Genomic DNA, 16,569 nt, shown 5'->3' with positions numbered 1-16,569 from the left:
AGCGCCGCGCGTTCACTTGCTGCTTTGCAGGATCGCCATGGCCTGGCGTTCCATGAATTCGCCCAGGGTGTCGATGCCGCGCAGCTTGAGGATGGTGTTGCGTACCGCGGCCTCGACCAGTACCGCCAGGTTGCGGCCGGCGGCCACCTGCAGCATCACTTTGCGCACCGGCAGGCCCAGCATGTCCTGGGTGATGTCCTGCAGCGGCAGGCGTTCGAACTTGTCCTGCGCGGTGGCGCGCACCAGGTGCACGATCAGCTTCAGGCGCATCTTGCGGCGCACCGAGGTCTCGCCGAAGATGGTGCGGATATCGAGCAGGCCCAGGCCGCGCACTTCCAGCAGGTTCTGCAGCAGTTGCGGGCAGTGGCCTTCGATCATGTTGGGCGCGGTGCGCGAGAATTCGACCGCGTCGTCGGCCACCAGGCCGTGGCCGCGCGAGATCAGTTCCAGCGCCAGTTCGCTCTTGCCCAGGCCGGATTCGCCGGTGATCAGCACGCCCAGGCCCAGCACGTCCAGGAACACGCCGTGCACGGTGGTGGTGGGCGCGAGCTTCTTGCCCAGGTAGATGCGCAGCAGGTCGATCAGTTGCGCGGCCGCCACCGGGGTGGACAGCAGCGGCACCTGGTGCTGGTCGCACTGGTCCACGAGGTCCTGCGGCGGCGTCAGGCCGTCGGCCAGCAGAATCGCGGGCACGCCACCGATCAGCAGCTCGTCCATGTGGTGCATGCGGCGGCGTAGGTCGAAGCGGGTGTAGTACGCCAGTTCTTCCTGGCCGAACACCTGGATGCGCGACGGGTGGATCAGGTTCAGGTGGCCCACCAGGTCGGCGGCCGCCATGCCGTCATCGGGAATCGCGCGGTCCGCGGCGCCTTGGCCGGAAATCCAGTTGAAGGGGATTTTGTCGGCGTTGTCGTCGACGAGTTCCTGCACCGTGAGCATGGCAGCGTTTCCGCGAGGGGTCAGAGTTGGCCGGTGGTGAGCATCTTGTGCACGATGGCCGGATCGGTCTCGGTGGCCAGGGCCTCGCGCAGTGCCTTGTTGGACATCAGTTGCGCCAGTTCGGCCAGGATGTCCAGGTGTTGCTGCGTGGCGGTTTCGGGCACCAGCAGGCACAGCAGCATCGAGACCGGCTGGCCGTCTGGGGCGTCGAACGCGATCGGCTGGGCCAGGCGGATGAACGCGGCCAGCGCCTGTTCCAGGCCCTTGACGCGGCCATGCGGCACGGCCACGCCCTGGCCCAGGGCGGTCGAACCCAGGCGTTCCCGTGCAAACAGGCTGTCGAACACGAGCGCGCGTGCCAAGCCGTGGTTGTTTTCAAAGAGGAGGCCGGCCTGTTCGAACGCGCGCTTCTTGCTCGTGGCGAGCATATCGAGGACGACGTTGCCGGCGGGAAGGATGCGCGACAAATGATTCATCGGGTCATTATAGGGTTATATGACGCACTGCAAAAAACTCCGGTGGGAGGCGCTCGTGCCGCGGTCCGCACCCTTCTGGATCAGGCCGCCGGTCTCGACACGAGAGCGACAGCATAGACCGATCGCGCGGGATTGTGGGCATTCTTCGTACGCAGGCGGGTATACCAGCACGGTATGGCGTGGCTGCCGGGAGCGGATATTCAGGGGGAGGGGCCAGACCCATCCACGGGCACGGGCCGCGCAATGGGGGACAAGGAGGAGGGGAGTTTGCCGATGCCCCGGCTGGACTGTGCGTCTAGCGGGACACCGGGACTTAGGCAGGATTCAAGAATCGCTGTTTCTGGGCTCGCACGGCGAGCGGGTCATGAAGCGCGGTGTTACTGGGTTGGCGAGAGGTTCGCCGCTTGCCGCTTCACGGACTCTGCCGAGTGGCTTCGTACCTTGTCCTTGTGCTTGATGACCTGACGGTCGACTTTGTCAGCAAGAAGGTCGATCGCGGCGTAGAGGTTTTCATCGGTTGCTTCACAATGAATGTCCTTGCCACTAAGACGCATGGTGATTTCGGCTCTATGCCGCAGGGGCTCTACTGAGAGCATGACCTGGGTATCGATGACGTGATCGAAATGCCGCAGCACTCGCGCCAGTTTGTTCATGACATATTCCCGGATGGCCGGGGTGACGTCGAGGTGACGACCGCAGATGCTCAGGTTCATAGTGTGCTCTCCTTCTAAAAGAGGAAAAAATGGTGCGCGGAAGGCGCGGTGGGGTCGTTAGGCGTTCTCCTTGTTCGAGAGGTTCGTTTGATACTAGTGTATAGACTCGGGCCGATAAAACAAGCTGACCTAGCGCAAGTTCATGGCATTTTCATGGCGGCCGCCCAGGGGCGCGCCCGGGCTCGCGCGGGGGCCCTGGGACTTTCCCCTATCCGGGGGGTTACATGCGGAAGTGTTCGCCCAGGTAGACGCGCCGCACGGCCGGGTCGCCGACGATTTCGTCGGGGTGACCGTCGGTCAGCACCTTGCCTTCGCTGATGATGTAGGCGCGGTCGCAGATGCCCAGCGTTTCGCGCACGTTGTGGTCGGTGATCAGCACGCCGATGCCGCGGCCCTTCAGGAAGCGCACGATGCGCTGGATCTCGATCACGGCGATCGGGTCCACGCCCGCGAAGGGCTCATCCAGCAGGATGAAGCGCGGGCTGGTGGCCAGGGCGCGCGCGATTTCGACGCGGCGGCGTTCGCCGCCCGACAGCGAGATGGCGGCGTTGCTGCGGATATGGCCGATTTGCAACTCTTCGAGCAGCAGCTCCATCTGCTCATTGATCTTGGGCGTGGACAGCGCGCGGCCATCGGGCCCCAATTGCAATTCGAGCACCGCGCGGATGTTCTGTTCGACCGTCAGGCGCCGGAACACCGAGGCGTCCTGGGGCAGGTAAGACAGGCCCATGCGGGCGCGCTTGTGGATCGGCATGGCGGTGATGACCGAGCCGTCGATCTCGATGCGGCCGGCGTCGGCCGGCACCAGGCCCACGATCATGTAGAAGCTGGTGGTCTTGCCCGCGCCGTTGGGGCCGAGCAGGCCGACCACTTCGCCGCTGGAAACGGACAGGGACACGTCCTGCACCACCGTACGGCCGTTGTAGGTCTTGCGCAAGCCGGTTGCGCGCAGGCTGCCCTGCTTGACGCCCGAAGGGGCGGAGGTCACGGGAGTCTGCACAGAGGGTTGGTTCATCGTGGCTGCGTGTGGATGACGTGGGAGGCGCTTCAGCGCCCCTTCTTCGATTCTTGTTGCTTGCGGCATTCGGCCACCGCGGCGTCCGACTTGGCGCGCGGCTCGGCCACCGAGCGCACGCGGCCGCCGGCGGCCGCCGAGTTCGGGCCGCCCTGCGCCTCGTAGGTGCCGCTCTTTTCGTTGTAGCGTACGCGATCGCCGCGGATGGTGTCGAAAGGCTTGCCGCAGACGTAGCGAATCACCACGGCCTGGCCGATCAGGTCGAAGGTGCTCTTGGTGCCGTCGTATTCGGCGCGCAGGCCCTTGCCTTCGATCAGTTCGTAGGTCTCGGGACGTTCCTGGCGGATGGTCACCACCTTGCCTTTGTTGGCGGTGGCGGTGCCGTACTGGTTGCCGGCCGCATCCTCGTGCATTTCCAGCGTGTCGGAGGTCAGCGTCATCAACCCGCGCGTCATGTTGACGTTGCCGGTGAACACGCTTTGCTTCTTAACGTCGTCGTAGTGCAGCGTGTCCGACAGGATCGTCGTGGTGGGCTCTTCGGCGGGCGCGGTCTTGCCTGAGCCGGCGGCAGCCGGCTTGGGGTCGGCCGCGAGCGCCGGCGCCATCGCCGATGCCATCAGCAGCACCGCGCCCAGCAGGCGCGTGGTGGGGGCAATGCGAATCCGGAGGTCGGTCATGGTTTCTTCTGGTCAGAGGAGTTGGCAGGGGTTTCGGCGGGACGGCGCGACTTGTTTTCCGTGCCGGCGATTTCCACATCGGTGGAGGCCGATACCTGCAGTTGGCGTGTCTTGTTGTTGTAGTGCATGCCCTTGCCGTTCATGCGCGAACGGCCCTTGATGACCTCGGCCGGCAGGTCGGTGTAGACCACGTCGTCGTCGGGCAACAGGATCAGTTGCTGGCTGCGTACGTCCAGCACGTCATTGTTGGCGTCGGGTTGGCGATGCACGTGTGCGTCGCCGTTCATGACGATGCGCTTGCCGCCCTGTTCCATGACGGCCGTCTTGGAAACGCCCACGGTGATCGGGCTGGCTTCGCGCTGGCCGATGGCCCGCGGCTGGGTGATGTGATAGGAGTCGTCGTCCGGGAAATGCTCGGCGTATTCGCCCTCCAGCCGGTTGATGGGACGGCCGGTGGGGTCGGTGCGCAGCATCACGAAATTACGCGACCAGGCATCCATTTCGTGCGTGACGCGGCGCGGCGGATCCGTCTGGATCGCGCGCTGCGCGTAATCGGCGGCCCAGTACGTGCTGGCGACGAGCACCAGCAGCAGGAACAGCGCGATCAGGGAAGGAAAACGATCTTTCATTGGTATGCGAGGGGTAAGGGGGCGCGCTTACTGGATGGCGCCCGGGCCGAGCAGCCCCGGCGCCGCCAGGAAACCGCCCAGCCGGCCCTGGGAGGCCAACAGCAGGTCGCAGCATTCGCGCACCGCGCCACCGCCGCCCGGTTGCGTGGCGATCCAGTGGGCCGCCTGGCTGACATAGCCGGGCGCGTTCGGCACGCTGGCGGCGAAGCCCGCGCGTTGCATCGCCGGCAGGTCGATGATGTCATCGCCCATGTAGCCGGTCTGGTTCAGTTGGACCGCGCTGCGCTGCGCAAGTTCGGCCAGCGCCGCGCCCTTGTCGCGCACGCCCTGCATGATCTCGGAAATGCCCAGCTCGGCGGCCCGGCGCGCCACGATGGGGCCGGACCGGCCGGTCATCAGCGCCACCTTCAGGCCGCCTTCCATCAGCAGCCGCAGCCCGTGGCCGTCCAGCGCATGGAAACGCTTCTGCACTTCGCCGGTCTCGCCGTAATACAGGCTGCCGTCGGTCAGCACGCCATCGACATCGAAGACCATCAGGCGCACGGCGGCGGCGCGTTCGCGCACGGCCGGCGCTATGCGGGCCAGAACCAGGGCTTCGGCGGGGTGGGTGATCGAGGGGGGGAGGGTCATAGTCATACCACTTTGGCGGCCATCAGGTCGTGCATGTGCAAGGCGCCGAGCAGGGCGCCGTCGGCGTCCAGCACCAGCATGTGATTGAGCCGCAGTTCGTCCATCTGGCGCGCGGCTTCGACGGCCAGCGCGTCCGGGTTGATGCTGCGCGGCGAGCGCGTCATGCCGGCCTCGACGGCCAGGCTGCGGATGTCGCCGTAGCGCGCGATCAGGCGGCGCAGATCGCCGTCGGTGAAGATGCCCACCGGGCGGTGCTGCGCGTCGCTGACCACCGTCATGCCCATGCCCTTGGCGGACATGACTTCGAGCGCCTGCGACACCGGCGTGCCCAGGGCCACCACGGGCAAGGCGTCGCCCTGGCGCATGACGTCGCGCACGTGGGTCAGCAGGCGGCGGCCGAGCGCGCCGCCGGGATGCGAGCGGGCGAAGTCCTGCGGACCGAAGCCCCGCGCCTCGAGACAGGCCACGGCCAGCGCGTCGCCCAGGGCCAGCGCCGCGGTGGTGCTGGCGGTGGGGGCCAGGTTCAGCGGGCAGGCCTCCTGGGACACGCTGGCGTCCAGGTGGACGTCGGCCAGCAAGGCCAGTTCGGACTGCGGATTGCCGGTGATGGCGACCAGGCCGGCGCCCATGCGGCGGGCCACCGGCAGGATGGTGAGCAGTTCCTGGCCAGAACCGGAATATGAAATGGCGATCAGGACGTCGTCGCGGGTGATCATGCCCAGGTCGCCGTGCACCGCTTCGGCCGCGTGCACGAAGAAGGCGGGCGTGCCGGTGGAGGCGAACGTGGCGGCGATCTTGCGGGCGATGTGGCCGGTCTTGCCGATGCCGCTGACGACCACGCGGCCACGGCAGGCCAGCAGCATGGCGACGACCTGCGCGAAGCTGTCGTCCAGCCGCGCGGACAGGTCCAGGATGCCCTGGCTTTCGATTTGCAGCGTCCGGCGCGCGGATGCCAGCGCGGTCTCGGACGATGTGGTGGGATGGTCGGTCATCAAGCGATTTTAATATCAGGTTGCGGGTTTGCCCCGGGCTGGGGGGTATGGCATCCTGGCGGCTCTTTCATCCGGCTATCAATCTTTCCTTTCCAGGCCCGCTCCATGTCCAGCATTCCCAGCCCCGTCCTTGGCACGCCCCTGTCTCCCCTGGCCACCCGAGTCATGCTGCTCGGCTCGGGCGAACTGGGCAAAGAGGTCATCATCGCCCTGCAGAGGCTGGGCGTGGAAGTCATTGCGGTGGATCGGTACGCCGACGCGCCGGGCCACCAGGTGGCGCACCGCGCCCACGTGGTGTCGATGACTGATCCGGCGGCCCTGGAAAAGATCATCCGGCAGGAGCGGCCGCACGTTATTGTCCCCGAAATCGAGGCCATTGCCACCCATTTGCTGGTGGAACTGGAAGCGGCCGGCGTGGCGCGGGTCACCCCGACCGCCCGGGCGGCGCAGTTGACCATGAACCGCGAAGGTATCCGCCGCCTGGCGGCCGAGACCCTGGGTCTGCCCACTTCGCCCTACGCCTTCGTCGACACCGAGGACGAACTGCGCCAGGCCATCGATGGCGGTATTGGCTATCCCTGCGTCATCAAGCCGGTCATGTCCTCGTCGGGCAAGGGCCAGTCCGTCATCAAGAGCCCCGACGACGTCGCCTCGGCCTGGCGCTACGCCCAGGAGGGCGGCCGGGTGGGCGGCGGCCGCGCCATCGTCGAGGGCTTCATCCGCTTCGATTACGAGATCACCCTGCTGACCGTGCGCGCCCGTGGCGCCGACGGCCAGGTCGAGACCCGCTACTGTGAGCCGATCGGCCACAAGCAGGTCGACGGCGACTACGTCGAAAGCTGGCAGCCCCATCCCATGTCGCCGGCGGCGCTGGAACGGGCCCGCGAGATCGCGCTGGCGGTTACGGCCGAGCTGGGCGGCCTGGGCATCTTCGGGGTCGAACTGTTCGTGGCGGGCGACCAGGTCTGGTTCTCGGAAGTCAGCCCGCGCCCGCACGACACCGGCATGGTCACCATGATCACCCAGGTGCAGAACGAATTCGAGTTGCATGCCCGTGCCCTGCTGGGCCTGCCGGTGGACACCTCGCTGCGTCAGCCCGGCGCCAGCAGCGTCATTTATGGCGGGGTGCAGGCCAAGGCGGTGTCGTTCCATAACGTCGCCCAGGCGCTGGCCGAGCCCGGCACCGACATCCGCCTGTTCGGCAAGCCCGAATCCTTCGTCAAGCGCCGCATGGGCGTGGGCCTGGCGGTGGCCGAGGACGTCGCCGCCGCGCGTGCCAAGGCCAAGCGGGTCTCGGCCGCCGTGACCGTCAAGGCCGGCTGACCGCAAGTTCCATTCCGGGCGCCAGGCCCGGATCTGCCATCACTGCCAGCCACCCGCCGTACGGCGGGTGGCTTTTTTCGTCGTGTGCCCGCAACAGACAGCGACTGATTTCGGGGGCGGAACGGCAGAATCGTCATCGCTTGCGGCTATACCCCTGCCATGAGTGTGGTTTGTGTTTTCGCACAGTTTGTTCGATAATTTCAGGAATTTCTGAAAACGGCGTAACTGTTTATGTTTGCCGTCATGGCATATGCCGGGCTGGATGGATCATGGTGCTCACCCCTCAAAACGAACGTTTCGTCCTGCACTTCGGCGAAATGGGCAGCCGTTGGGGCGTGAACCGCACGGTCGGCCAGATCTATGCTTTGCTGTTCCTGGCGCCGCAGCCCCTGCATGCCGACGACATCGCCGAAACGCTGGGTTTTTCCCGTTCCAACGTCAGCCTGGGCCTGAAGGAACTGCAGTCCTGGCGCCTGGTGAAGCTGGTGCACCAGGTCGGCGACCGCCGCGACTACTTCGAAACCCCCAAGGATGTCTGGGAGATCTTCCGCATCCTCATGGAAGAGAAGCGCAAGCGCGAAATCGATCCCACCCTGACCCTGCTGCGCGACACCCTGCTCGAGCCCCCTAGCGGGCCGGACGGCGCCTACGCGCAGCAACGCATGACCGAAATGCTGGAGCTCATCGAACTGTCCACCGGATGGTTCGATGAGGTTCAACGTCTGCCGCCGGAGACACTGCAGAACCTGATGAAGCTGGGTTCCAAGGTGCAGAAAGTGCTGGGCTTCGCCGGCAAGTTGCGGGGCAAAGGCTGATTCGTCTGACCTGGCCCCAATTTTTTCAGGAAACCTCTATGAAGCTGTATACAACGCCCTTATCATGGGGCCAGAGACGGCCTGGGAACCATGCCGGTTGCTGTGGCTACTCACCTGCTTGGGAGCGCCCCAATGATTGATCTCGACGTCGTCAACCTGTCGCGATTCCAGTTTGCCGCGACCGCCCTTTACCACTTCCTGTTCGTCCCACTCACGCTTGGCCTGTCGTTCATCCTGGCCATCATGGAAAGCGTGTACGTCATGACTGGCCGCCCCATCTGGAAGCGGATGACGATGTTCTGGGGCACCCTGTTCGGCATCAACTTCGCGCTGGGCGTGGCCACGGGCGTGGTCATGGAGTTCCAGTTCGGCATGAACTGGTCGTACTACAGCCACTATGTGGGTGACATCTTCGGCGCGCCGCTGGCGCTCGAAGGGCTGATGGCCTTCTTCCTGGAAGCCACCTTCGTCGGCCTGTTCTTCTTCGGCTGGAACCGCATGTCCAAGGTCAGCCACCTGGTGGTGACCTGGCTGGTGGCGTTCGGCACCAACTTCTCGGCGCTGTGGATCCTGATCGCCAACGGCTGGATGCAGAACCCGGTGGGCGCGGTGTTCAATCCCGACACCATGCGCATGGAAATGACCGACTTCGCCGCGGTTCTCTTCAACCCCGTGGCGCAAGCCAAGTTCGTGCACACCGTCAGCGCGGGCTACGTGGCCGGCGCCATGTTCGTCATGGCGATCAGCGCCTGGTATCTGCTCAAGGGCCGTCACACCGACCTGGCCAAGCGCTCGATGGCGGTGGCCGCCAGTTTCGGCCTGGCTTCGGCGCTGTCGGTGGTGGTGCTGGGTGACGAAAGCGGTTACCTGACCACCGAGCACCAGAAGATGAAGATCGCGGCCATGGAATCCATGTGGCACACCGAGCCGGCGCCCGCGTCCTTCAACCTGATCGCGCTGCCCAACCAGGCTGAGCGCAAGAACGACTTCGCCATCGAGATCCCGTATGTCATGGGGATCATCGGCACGCGTTCGCTGACGACGCCGCTGCTGGGCATCAACGACCTGATCCTGCGCGCCGAGAACCGCATCCGTGACGGCATGGTGGCGTACGACGCCCTGCAGAAGATCCGCGCCAACCCCAAGGATGTCGACGCGCGCATGGTGTTCGACCGCACCTGGCCCGACCTCGGCTACGCGCTGCTGGTCAAGCGCTACCAGCCTGACATGAGCAAGGTCACCGAGGAGGACATCAAGAAGGCGGCGGTGGATACCGTGCCGAACGTGGCGCCGCTGTTCTGGGCGTTCCGCATCATGGTGGCCGTGGGCCTGTACCTGATCCTGTTCTTCGGCGTGGCGTTCTGGCTGGCCTCGCGTGGCCGTCTCGACAGCCGCCGCGGCTTGCTGAAGGTGGCGCTGTGGAGCCTGCCGATGCCCTGGATCGCCATCGAGAGCGGCTGGTTCGTGGCGGAATACGGCCGCCAGCCCTGGGTGATCGAAGGCGTGCTGCCGACGTATTACGCCGCGTCCGGCCTGACCATCGCCGACCTGGCCATCAGCCTGACGATCTTCCTGGTGCTCTACACCGCGCTGCTGATCATCGGTGTGAAGGTGATGCTGCACGCCGTGCGCAAAGGCCCGAAGTCCGACGCGCCGGCTCCGGCCAGCGCCGCCGCCGATCCAGTCCACGCCGCCGTGCGCGCTTGAGGGGAGAGAAGCAATGGATACCCTTATTCCTTTCGACTACGCCACCTTGCGGGTGGTCTGGTGGGTCCTGCTGGGCGCGCTGCTGATCGGCTTCGCCATCATGGATGGTTTCGATCTTGGCGTGGCCGCGCTGTTGCCGGTGGTCGCCAAGACCGACGCCGAGCGCCGCGTGGTGATCAACGTGGTCGGCCCCGTATGGGAAGGCAACCAGGTATGGCTCATCACGGCGGGCGGTGCCATCTTCGCGGCCTGGCCGCTGTTGTATGCGGCCTCGTTCTCGGGTTTCTACCTGGCGATGATGCTGGCGCTGATCGCGTTGATCCTGCGTCCGGTCGGGTTCAAGTACCGCAGCAAGATGGAAGGCACGCGCTGGCGCAACAGCTGGGACGGCGTGCTGTGCTTCTCGGGCGTGGTGGCGTCGCTGGTGTTCGGCGTGGCCGTGGGCAACATCATCCTGGGCGTGCCGTTCACCTTTGACGAAAACGCGCTGCGCATGGTGTACCAGGGCCATTTCTATCAGCTTTTCACGCCGTTCGCGCTGTTGTGCGGCGTGCTCAGCGTGGTGATGCTGGCGATGCATGGCGCCGTGCTGCTGGCCTGGCGCACCGAGGATCCGGTGTCGTCGCGGGCCCGCAACTGGGGGCGCCTGTGCGCGCTGCTGACGCTGGCGCTGTTCGTCGCGGGCGGGTTCTGGGTGAATCATCTTGCCGGCCATACCATCACCAGCGCGGTCGACATGCACGGCCCCTCGGATCCCATGCTCAAGAGCGTCGCCGTGCAGCCGGGCGCCTGGATGGCCAACTACGCCAAGTGGCCGCTGATGTGGATCGCGCCCGCGCTGGGCGTGGCGGGCGCGGTGCTGGTACTGCTGCTGTTGACGCTGCGCGCCAATGTGCTGTCGTTCCTGGCTTCGGCGGTGTCGATCGCCGGCGTCATCCTGACGGTCGGCTTCTCGATGTTCCCGTTCCTGATGCCGTCCTCGACCAATCCCAAGGCCGGCCTGACGGTCTGGGATGCCTCGTCCAGCCATCTGACGCTGTGGATCATGGTGATCGCGGTGGTCGTCTTCCTGCCGATCGTGACGCTCTATACCGCCTGGGTGTACCGCGTCATGCGCGGCAAGGTGACCCACGCATCCGTGGGCGATACGCCCAACTCGTACTGACAAGGAGCCTTCGCCATGTGGTATTTCTCATGGGTACTCGGTCTGGGACTGGCGTGTGCATTCGCCATCCTCAATGCAATGTGGTTCGAGCTGCGCGAAGGTCACTCGCATGATCCGCGCGCCAACCGTAACGACGAGTGAGCAACCGCGCCAGCAGCCTCGAGCATGATCCCTCGGCCAGCCTGCGCAAGCCGTCGCGCGAGCAATCGCGCTGGCTGAAGGGGCTGGCCGGGGCCGCCCGGCTGCCGCTGATGCTGGCGGGCGCGGCGCCGCTGGCGGCGGGCGCGCTGCTGGTGGTGCAGGCCTGGCTGCTGGCGAGCGTGCTGGATGCCGCCATTGCGCGGCAGGTGCCGCGCCAGCAATTGCTGGGCCAGATACTGGCCATCGCGGCGTTGATGCTGGTGCGTGCCTGCATCACCTGGGCGGGCGAGCGCGCCGGGGCGGATGCCGCCGAACGCATCAAGCGTCACGTGCGCCAGGCGCTGTTCGCGCGGCTGCTGCGCAAGGGGCCGGACTGGAGCCGCAGGCAGGCGTCCGGCGAAATCGCCAGCGCGCTGGTGGATCAGGTCGAAGCCCTCGACGGTTTTTTTTCCAAGTACCTGCCGGCAATGGCCGCGGCGGCCTTGCTGCCCGTGGCCTTCTCCGTCCTGCTGCTGCCGGTGGATGTGATCGCGGGGCTGGTGCTGCTGATCACCGCGCCGCTGATTCCGCTGTTCATGGCCCTGGTGGGGTGGGGCGCTCAGGGCGCGAGCCGCCGCCATCTGCGGGCTTTCGCGCGCCTGTCGGGCTTTTTCGCCGACCGCCTGCGCGGCCTGTCCACCTTGAAACTGTACGGCCGCGCCGAGGCCGAGGCGGCATCGGTCGCCGCCGCCAGCGACGCGCTGCGCCAGCGCACCCTGTCCGTGTTGCGCATCGCTTTCCTGTCGTCGGCGGTGCTGGAGTTCTTCGCCGCGCTGGGGGTGGCCGGGGTGGCCGTCTACATTGGCCTGAGCTATCTGGGATTTCTCGACCTGCGCTGGTCGCCGTTCACCATGCAGGCGGGCCTGTTCTGCCTGTTGATGGCCCCCGAGGTCTACGCGCCGTTGCGCCAGTTCGCGGCGCACTACCATGACCGCGCCACGGCGCTGGCCGCCGTGTCGCAGATCGCCACGCTGTTCGATGGCCTGCCGCAAGGGCAGGAGCCGGACGCGGCCCCGGCGTCCGTGGCGCAAGCGGCGCCGGTGCCGGCCACGGGCGCCGCGCGCCTGACGGTGACGGGCCTGACGATGACCGCGTCCGGCCGGCCGCAACCGGTGCTGGCCGAGGCGGCGTTGGCGCTGGCGCCGGGCGAGCAGGTGGCCTTGATGGGCCCCAGCGGCATCGGCAAATCGACCTTGATCGAAGCGGTCGCGCGCCTGCGTCCCAGCCAGGGCGATATCCATCTGGACGGCGTGCCATTGGCACAGTGGGGCGAGGCGGCCCTGCGCGCGCGGGTGGCGCTGATCGGGCAGAAGCCGCAGTTGCTGGCCGGGTCGATCGCCGACAATATCCGCCTGGGCCGCCCCGATGCGTCCGACGCCGCCGTGCAAGAGGCCGCGCGCCGCGCCTGTGTGCTGGAGTTCGCCGCTGAATTGCCGCAAGGCTTGGATACGCCCCTGGGCAGCCGTGGTCATGGCCTGTCCGGCGGCCAGGCCCAACGGGTCGCGCTGGCGCGGCTGTTCCTGCGCGATCCGGGCTTGATCCTGCTGGATGAGCCGACCGCCCATCTGGACGAGGCGACACAGTCGCGGGTGCTGGACGAGATCCTGGCGTTCGCCGCCGGCCGCACGCTGCTGCTGGCGACCCATTCGCCCGCGGTTGCGGCGCGGTTTGCCCGGGTGTTGCGGGTGGCCGATGCAAAAGTGAAAGACGCATGAAGAATCTGTTGCTGCTGCTGCCGCTGTACGCGCGCCGCAAGGGCGGGCTGTTGCTCGCCCTGTTCTGTGCCCTGGCGACCGTGGCGGCGGGGGTCGGCCTGTTGGGCGTGTCGGGCTGGTTTCTGACCGGCGCGGCGCTGGCCGGAGCCGGCGGCGCCTTCAACCTGTTCGCGCCATCCGCGCTGGTGCGTGGCCTGTCATTCCTGCGGATCGTGTCGCGCTATGCCGATCGCGTGGTCGGGCATGCGGCCACGTTGCGGCTGTTGGCGGACCTGCGCGCGGTGGTGTTCGCGGCGCTGATCCGGCTGACGCCGCGGCAGCTGGCGCGCTACCGCAGCGGCGATCTGGTGGCGCGCATGACCGGCGATGTCGATGCGCTGGATACGGTCTTCCTGTTCGTGCTGGCGCCGCTGGCCACGGCCATCCTGGCCGGCGCGGTGTTGACGGCGGTGCTGGGTCACTGGGTGCCGGCGGCGGCGCTGGTGTTCGCGCTGGCCTTGCTGGTGGTGTGCGCGCTGGTGCCATGGTGGTTGCTGCGCGCCGCGCGCAAGCCTGGCGCGGCCGCGCAGGAAAGCGCGGCCGGCTTGCGCGCGGCCGCGCTGGACGCGGTCGACGGCCACGCCGACATGGTGGCGCTGCACGCGCAGGCCCAGACCCACGCGCATTTCGAGCGCTTGTGCGAGGCCAGCGCCAAGGCGCGCGGCAGCCAGGCGCGCGTGGCTGCCCGCGGACAGTGGTTCCTGCAGGCGGCGGCGGGCATGTCGGCATTGGCCATGCTGTGGTTCGGCCTGGCGCAATACGAGGCCGGCGCGCTGCCAGGGCCGTTGCTGGTCGGTCTGTTGTTGGCGGTGATCGGTATTTTCGAAGTGGCCGGTCCGATCATGCGCGGCGCCTCGCGCATGGGCTCGGCCCTGTCGGCTGCGGCGCGCATCCGTGATGTGTCGCAGCGCGAGCCTGACATGCGCGATCCGGCCAGGCCCGCACCGTTGCCGCAGCGCGGCGCGCTGGAACTGCTGGGCGTGGACTTCGCCTATCCGGCGCGCGCCGGGGAATCGCCGGCAGCCTTGCTGCGCCGGTTGGACTTGCGCGTGGAGCCGGGCGAACGGGTGGCGATCGTGGGCCCGAGCGGCGTGGGCAAGTCCACGCTGTTGCATCTGCTGTTGCGCCTGGAGGATCCGCTGGCCGGGCAGGTGCGCTATGCCGGTGTCGACGCCCGAGCCTGCGCGCAGGCCGACTGGCACCGCCGCATCGCGCTGCTGTCGCAGGATGCGCCGGTTTTCCTGGGCACCTTGCGCACCAACCTGCTTATCGGCGACCCGCAGGCCGACGACGCGGCGCTGTGGCGCGCGCTCGACGCCGCCCGCCTGGGCGAGTTCGTCAGGGGCCTGCCCGATGGCCTGGATACCTGGGCGGGGGAAACCGGCTCGCTGCTGTCCGCCGGCCAGGCGCGCCGCCTGTGCCTGGCACGGGCGTTGTTGTCGCCGGCCACGGTCATTGTGCTGGACGAGCCGACGGCCGGTCTGGACGCGGCGGCCGAGGCGGCGTTCCTGGCCGATCTGGGCCAGGCGGTGCGGGGACGCACCGTGGTGCTGGCGACGCATGCCGCTCTGCCGCCTGGCGCGGTCGACCGTTGTTGCGTGTTGCGCGGCGGCCAGTTGCATGACGTGTCATCGCCGGCGGCAATCCTGGCTTAAGCGCGGTTGCGCGGTTATAGTTCGCCTTGCTTCAATTCTTCAGGGCCGTCTTTCATGCAGACCGACAACGCCGAGTACATCCGGCGCACCATCCGCAGCGTTCCAGACTGGCCCCAACCCGGTGTCATTTTTCGTGACATCACGCCCGTGCTGCAGGATCCACGCGCGTTCCGGGTACTGATCGATCTTTTCGTCTACCGCTATATGCGCCAGCGCCTGGATCTGGTCGCGGGCGTGGACGCGCGCGGGTTCATCATTGGCAGCGTGCTGGCCTATGAACTGAACCTGGGCTTCGTGCCGGTGCGCAAGAAGGGCAAGTTGCCCTATCGCACCGTGGCCGAGGAATATTCGCTGGAATACGGCAACGCCGCGGTCGAGATGCATACCGATTCGGTGCGCACCGGCCAGCGCGTCCTGCTGGTGGACGACCTGATCGCCACCGGTGGCACCATGCTGGCGGCTATCAAGCTGCTGCAGCGCCTGGGCGCCAACGTGGTCGAGGCCGCCGCCATCATCGACCTGCCGGCGCTGGGCGGCTCGGCCAAGATCGCGGCGACCGGCACGCCGCTGTACACCGTCTGTCAATACGATAGCGCGTCGGTCTGAACGAATCGCGCGGCCCGGCCATCCGGCGCCACGCTCAGGCGTCGGACAGTCGTGGCTGGATGAAGTCCAGGAAGGCCTTGGTCTTGGCCGGCAGCATGCGCGACGGCAGCAGGGCGAACAGGGGCAGGGGCGTCAGGCTCCAGTCGGGCAGCACGCGCACCAGCCCGGCCTGCTGGATCGCCCGTTCCATCGCATCGAACACCAGCAGAGGCGTAATGCCCAGGCCCTGTCCGGCCAGGCGGCCGAGCATGCCGACGTTGTTGGCGGACAGGCGTCCCGATACCTGCACCCGTTCGACCTTGTCACCCGAATGCAGCATCCAGAAGGAGGATTCGTCGCGCATCGTCGGGCGCAGGCATTCGTGGTGGCTCAGATCGGCGGGCACGCGCGGCTCGCCGTGGCGCGCCAGGTAGTCGGGCGAGGCATACAACTGGTGCGCCATCAGCACGATCTTGCGCGAGATCAGGCTGGAATCGGGCTGCTGCCCGAAGCGCAGGATCAGGTCGAACGGATTGCTGATGGGGTCGATCGGCCGCATGCTGAGATCGAAGTCGCATTCGATGTCGGGATGCTGCTCGCGGAACTCGCGGATGACGGCCGGCAGAAACAACTGCGCCAGGCTGGTCGGCAGGGAGATGCGCAGGCGGCCCTTGGGTTGTACCGCCATGTCCAGCAACTGGTCGTGGGCGATGCGCGCTTCTTCGACGATGTGGCGGCAACGCTCGAAATAGATGGCGCCGGCTTCGGTCAGATCGATCTTGCGTGTGCTGCGATTGAGCAAGCGCATGCCCACGCTGCGCTCCAGTTCGCTGACCCGGCGTGAGAGCGTGGACGTCGGAATATTCAAGGCTTCCGCGGCATGGCTGAAGTTCTTGCGCTTGGCGACTTCGACGAAGAGCGCGATGTCGTTAAGCTGTATATCCATGGGCCCCTCAGATTCAAAATTCCATTTCTGGCAGGGTCATATGATAAGTGGAATTATTGTCCCGGCAGTGGAAATGTCTATTTAGGCGGGACAATGCCACCCCGTGCCACTTGGCGGACGGTCATTTCGCGGCCAAGCTGGCGCGCAGCTGAATGCCGGAGCGGCCCGCGGCATAGGCGCGGGCAGGCTGGCCGCGCATTGGCGGTGAGATTTTGAGGGTTGGGCTTTGCGATTGTCCCGCCCATGCAAATATGTTCACCAAAATAAGGGTTTTTACTAGGGCTTGATCGCCAGATACTTCACCCCAGCAATCGAATTGTCACATTGCCGCTGCCGCCCTGGCGGCGGACGGTGTGCCAGGTTTAGGA

The 16,569-nt window shown here is 66.7% G+C and carries 17 protein-coding genes; 8 read left to right on the top strand and 9 right to left on the bottom strand.

Annotated features, from left to right (window positions below):
- Positions 1-12: 12 nt before the first annotated feature.
- From hprK to ACN6O8_RS17155, 8 genes are all read right to left on the bottom strand, one after another.
- A complete protein-coding gene (gene hprK, locus ACN6O8_RS17190; protein ID WP_006216298.1) occupies positions 13-939 on the bottom strand; it encodes an HPr(Ser) kinase/phosphatase in 927 nt (308 codons plus the stop codon).
- Positions 940-959: 20 nt separating this feature from the next.
- Entirely contained in the window at positions 960-1,415 is a 456-nt protein-coding gene (locus ACN6O8_RS17185; RefSeq protein WP_427992224.1) for a PTS sugar transporter subunit IIA, read from the bottom strand.
- Positions 1,416-1,792: 377 nt separating this feature from the next.
- The gene (hpf, locus tag ACN6O8_RS17180; protein WP_049076874.1) at positions 1,793-2,128 is read right to left on the bottom strand and encodes a ribosome hibernation-promoting factor, HPF/YfiA family; all 336 of its coding nucleotides are present in this window, start codon (positions 2,126-2,128) and stop codon (positions 1,793-1,795) included.
- A gap of 220 nt (positions 2,129-2,348) precedes the next feature.
- Positions 2,349-3,143: an LPS export ABC transporter ATP-binding protein gene (gene lptB, locus ACN6O8_RS17175; protein ID WP_076469712.1), complete on the bottom strand. Its 795-nt coding sequence runs from the start codon at positions 3,141-3,143 to the stop codon at positions 2,349-2,351.
- A gap of 32 nt (positions 3,144-3,175) precedes the next feature.
- Complete coding sequence (gene lptA, locus ACN6O8_RS17170; protein WP_427992223.1) at positions 3,176-3,820, bottom strand: lipopolysaccharide transport periplasmic protein LptA; 645 nt, start codon at positions 3,818-3,820, stop codon at positions 3,176-3,178.
- The gene (lptC, locus tag ACN6O8_RS17165; RefSeq protein ID WP_054419996.1) at positions 3,817-4,449 is read right to left on the bottom strand and encodes an LPS export ABC transporter periplasmic protein LptC; all 633 of its coding nucleotides are present in this window, start codon (positions 4,447-4,449) and stop codon (positions 3,817-3,819) included. Before lptC ends, lptA begins: the two co-directional genes overlap by 4 nt.
- A 27-nt stretch (positions 4,450-4,476) precedes the next feature.
- Entirely contained in the window at positions 4,477-5,085 is a 609-nt protein-coding gene (locus ACN6O8_RS17160; protein WP_427992222.1) for a KdsC family phosphatase, read from the bottom strand.
- Entirely contained in the window at positions 5,082-6,071 is a 990-nt protein-coding gene (locus tag ACN6O8_RS17155) for a KpsF/GutQ family sugar-phosphate isomerase (RefSeq protein ID WP_427992221.1), read from the bottom strand. The genes ACN6O8_RS17160 and ACN6O8_RS17155 overlap by 4 nt, the downstream gene beginning before the upstream one ends.
- 105 nt (positions 6,072-6,176) lie before the next feature.
- On the opposite strand from ACN6O8_RS17155, the gene purT reads away from it, so the two are divergent.
- The 8 genes from purT (at position 6,177) to ACN6O8_RS17115 (ending at position 15,276) form a co-directional block, all read left to right on the top strand.
- A complete protein-coding gene (gene purT / locus ACN6O8_RS17150; RefSeq protein ID WP_427992220.1) occupies positions 6,177-7,394 on the top strand; it encodes a formate-dependent phosphoribosylglycinamide formyltransferase in 1,218 nt (405 codons plus the stop codon).
- Positions 7,395-7,663: 269 nt separating this feature from the next.
- Positions 7,664-8,209: a GbsR/MarR family transcriptional regulator gene (locus tag ACN6O8_RS17145; protein WP_020925982.1), complete on the top strand. Its 546-nt coding sequence runs from the start codon at positions 7,664-7,666 to the stop codon at positions 8,207-8,209.
- 132 nt (positions 8,210-8,341) lie between these two features.
- Positions 8,342-9,916 carry a cytochrome ubiquinol oxidase subunit I gene (locus ACN6O8_RS17140; protein WP_427992219.1) on the top strand — a complete coding sequence of 525 codons (1,575 nt, stop codon included), beginning with the start codon at positions 8,342-8,344 and terminating at the stop codon, positions 9,914-9,916.
- 13 nt (positions 9,917-9,929) lie between these two features.
- Positions 9,930-11,081, top strand: coding sequence for a cytochrome d ubiquinol oxidase subunit II (gene cydB, locus ACN6O8_RS17135; protein WP_427992218.1), 1,152 nt, complete (start codon positions 9,930-9,932; stop codon positions 11,079-11,081).
- Positions 11,082-11,096: 15 nt separating this feature from the next.
- Entirely contained in the window at positions 11,097-11,222 is a 126-nt protein-coding gene (cydX, locus tag ACN6O8_RS17130) for a cytochrome bd-I oxidase subunit CydX (protein WP_024070662.1), read from the top strand.
- A complete protein-coding gene (gene cydD / locus ACN6O8_RS17125; RefSeq protein WP_427992217.1) occupies positions 11,219-12,976 on the top strand; it encodes a thiol reductant ABC exporter subunit CydD in 1,758 nt (585 codons plus the stop codon). The genes cydX and cydD overlap by 4 nt, the downstream gene beginning before the upstream one ends.
- Complete coding sequence (gene cydC / locus ACN6O8_RS17120; RefSeq protein ID WP_427992216.1) at positions 12,973-14,670, top strand: thiol reductant ABC exporter subunit CydC; 1,698 nt, start codon at positions 12,973-12,975, stop codon at positions 14,668-14,670. The genes cydD and cydC overlap by 4 nt, the downstream gene beginning before the upstream one ends.
- 54 nt (positions 14,671-14,724) lie before the next feature.
- The gene (locus tag ACN6O8_RS17115; protein ID WP_427992215.1) at positions 14,725-15,276 is read left to right on the top strand and encodes an adenine phosphoribosyltransferase; all 552 of its coding nucleotides are present in this window, start codon (positions 14,725-14,727) and stop codon (positions 15,274-15,276) included.
- Positions 15,277-15,310: 34 nt separating this feature from the next.
- Here ACN6O8_RS17115 and ACN6O8_RS17110 read toward each other — a convergent pair whose 3' ends face one another.
- Positions 15,311-16,201, bottom strand: coding sequence for a LysR family transcriptional regulator (locus ACN6O8_RS17110; protein ID WP_049076849.1), 891 nt, complete (start codon positions 16,199-16,201; stop codon positions 15,311-15,313).
- Positions 16,202-16,569: the final 368 nt, after the last annotated feature.

Source organism: Achromobacter sp., from assembly GCF_050285565.1.
In the GTDB taxonomy this organism is placed as follows: Bacteria; Pseudomonadota; Gammaproteobacteria; order Burkholderiales; family Burkholderiaceae_B; genus Achromobacter.
This window is presented reverse-complemented; position numbering and strand designations above follow the sequence as displayed.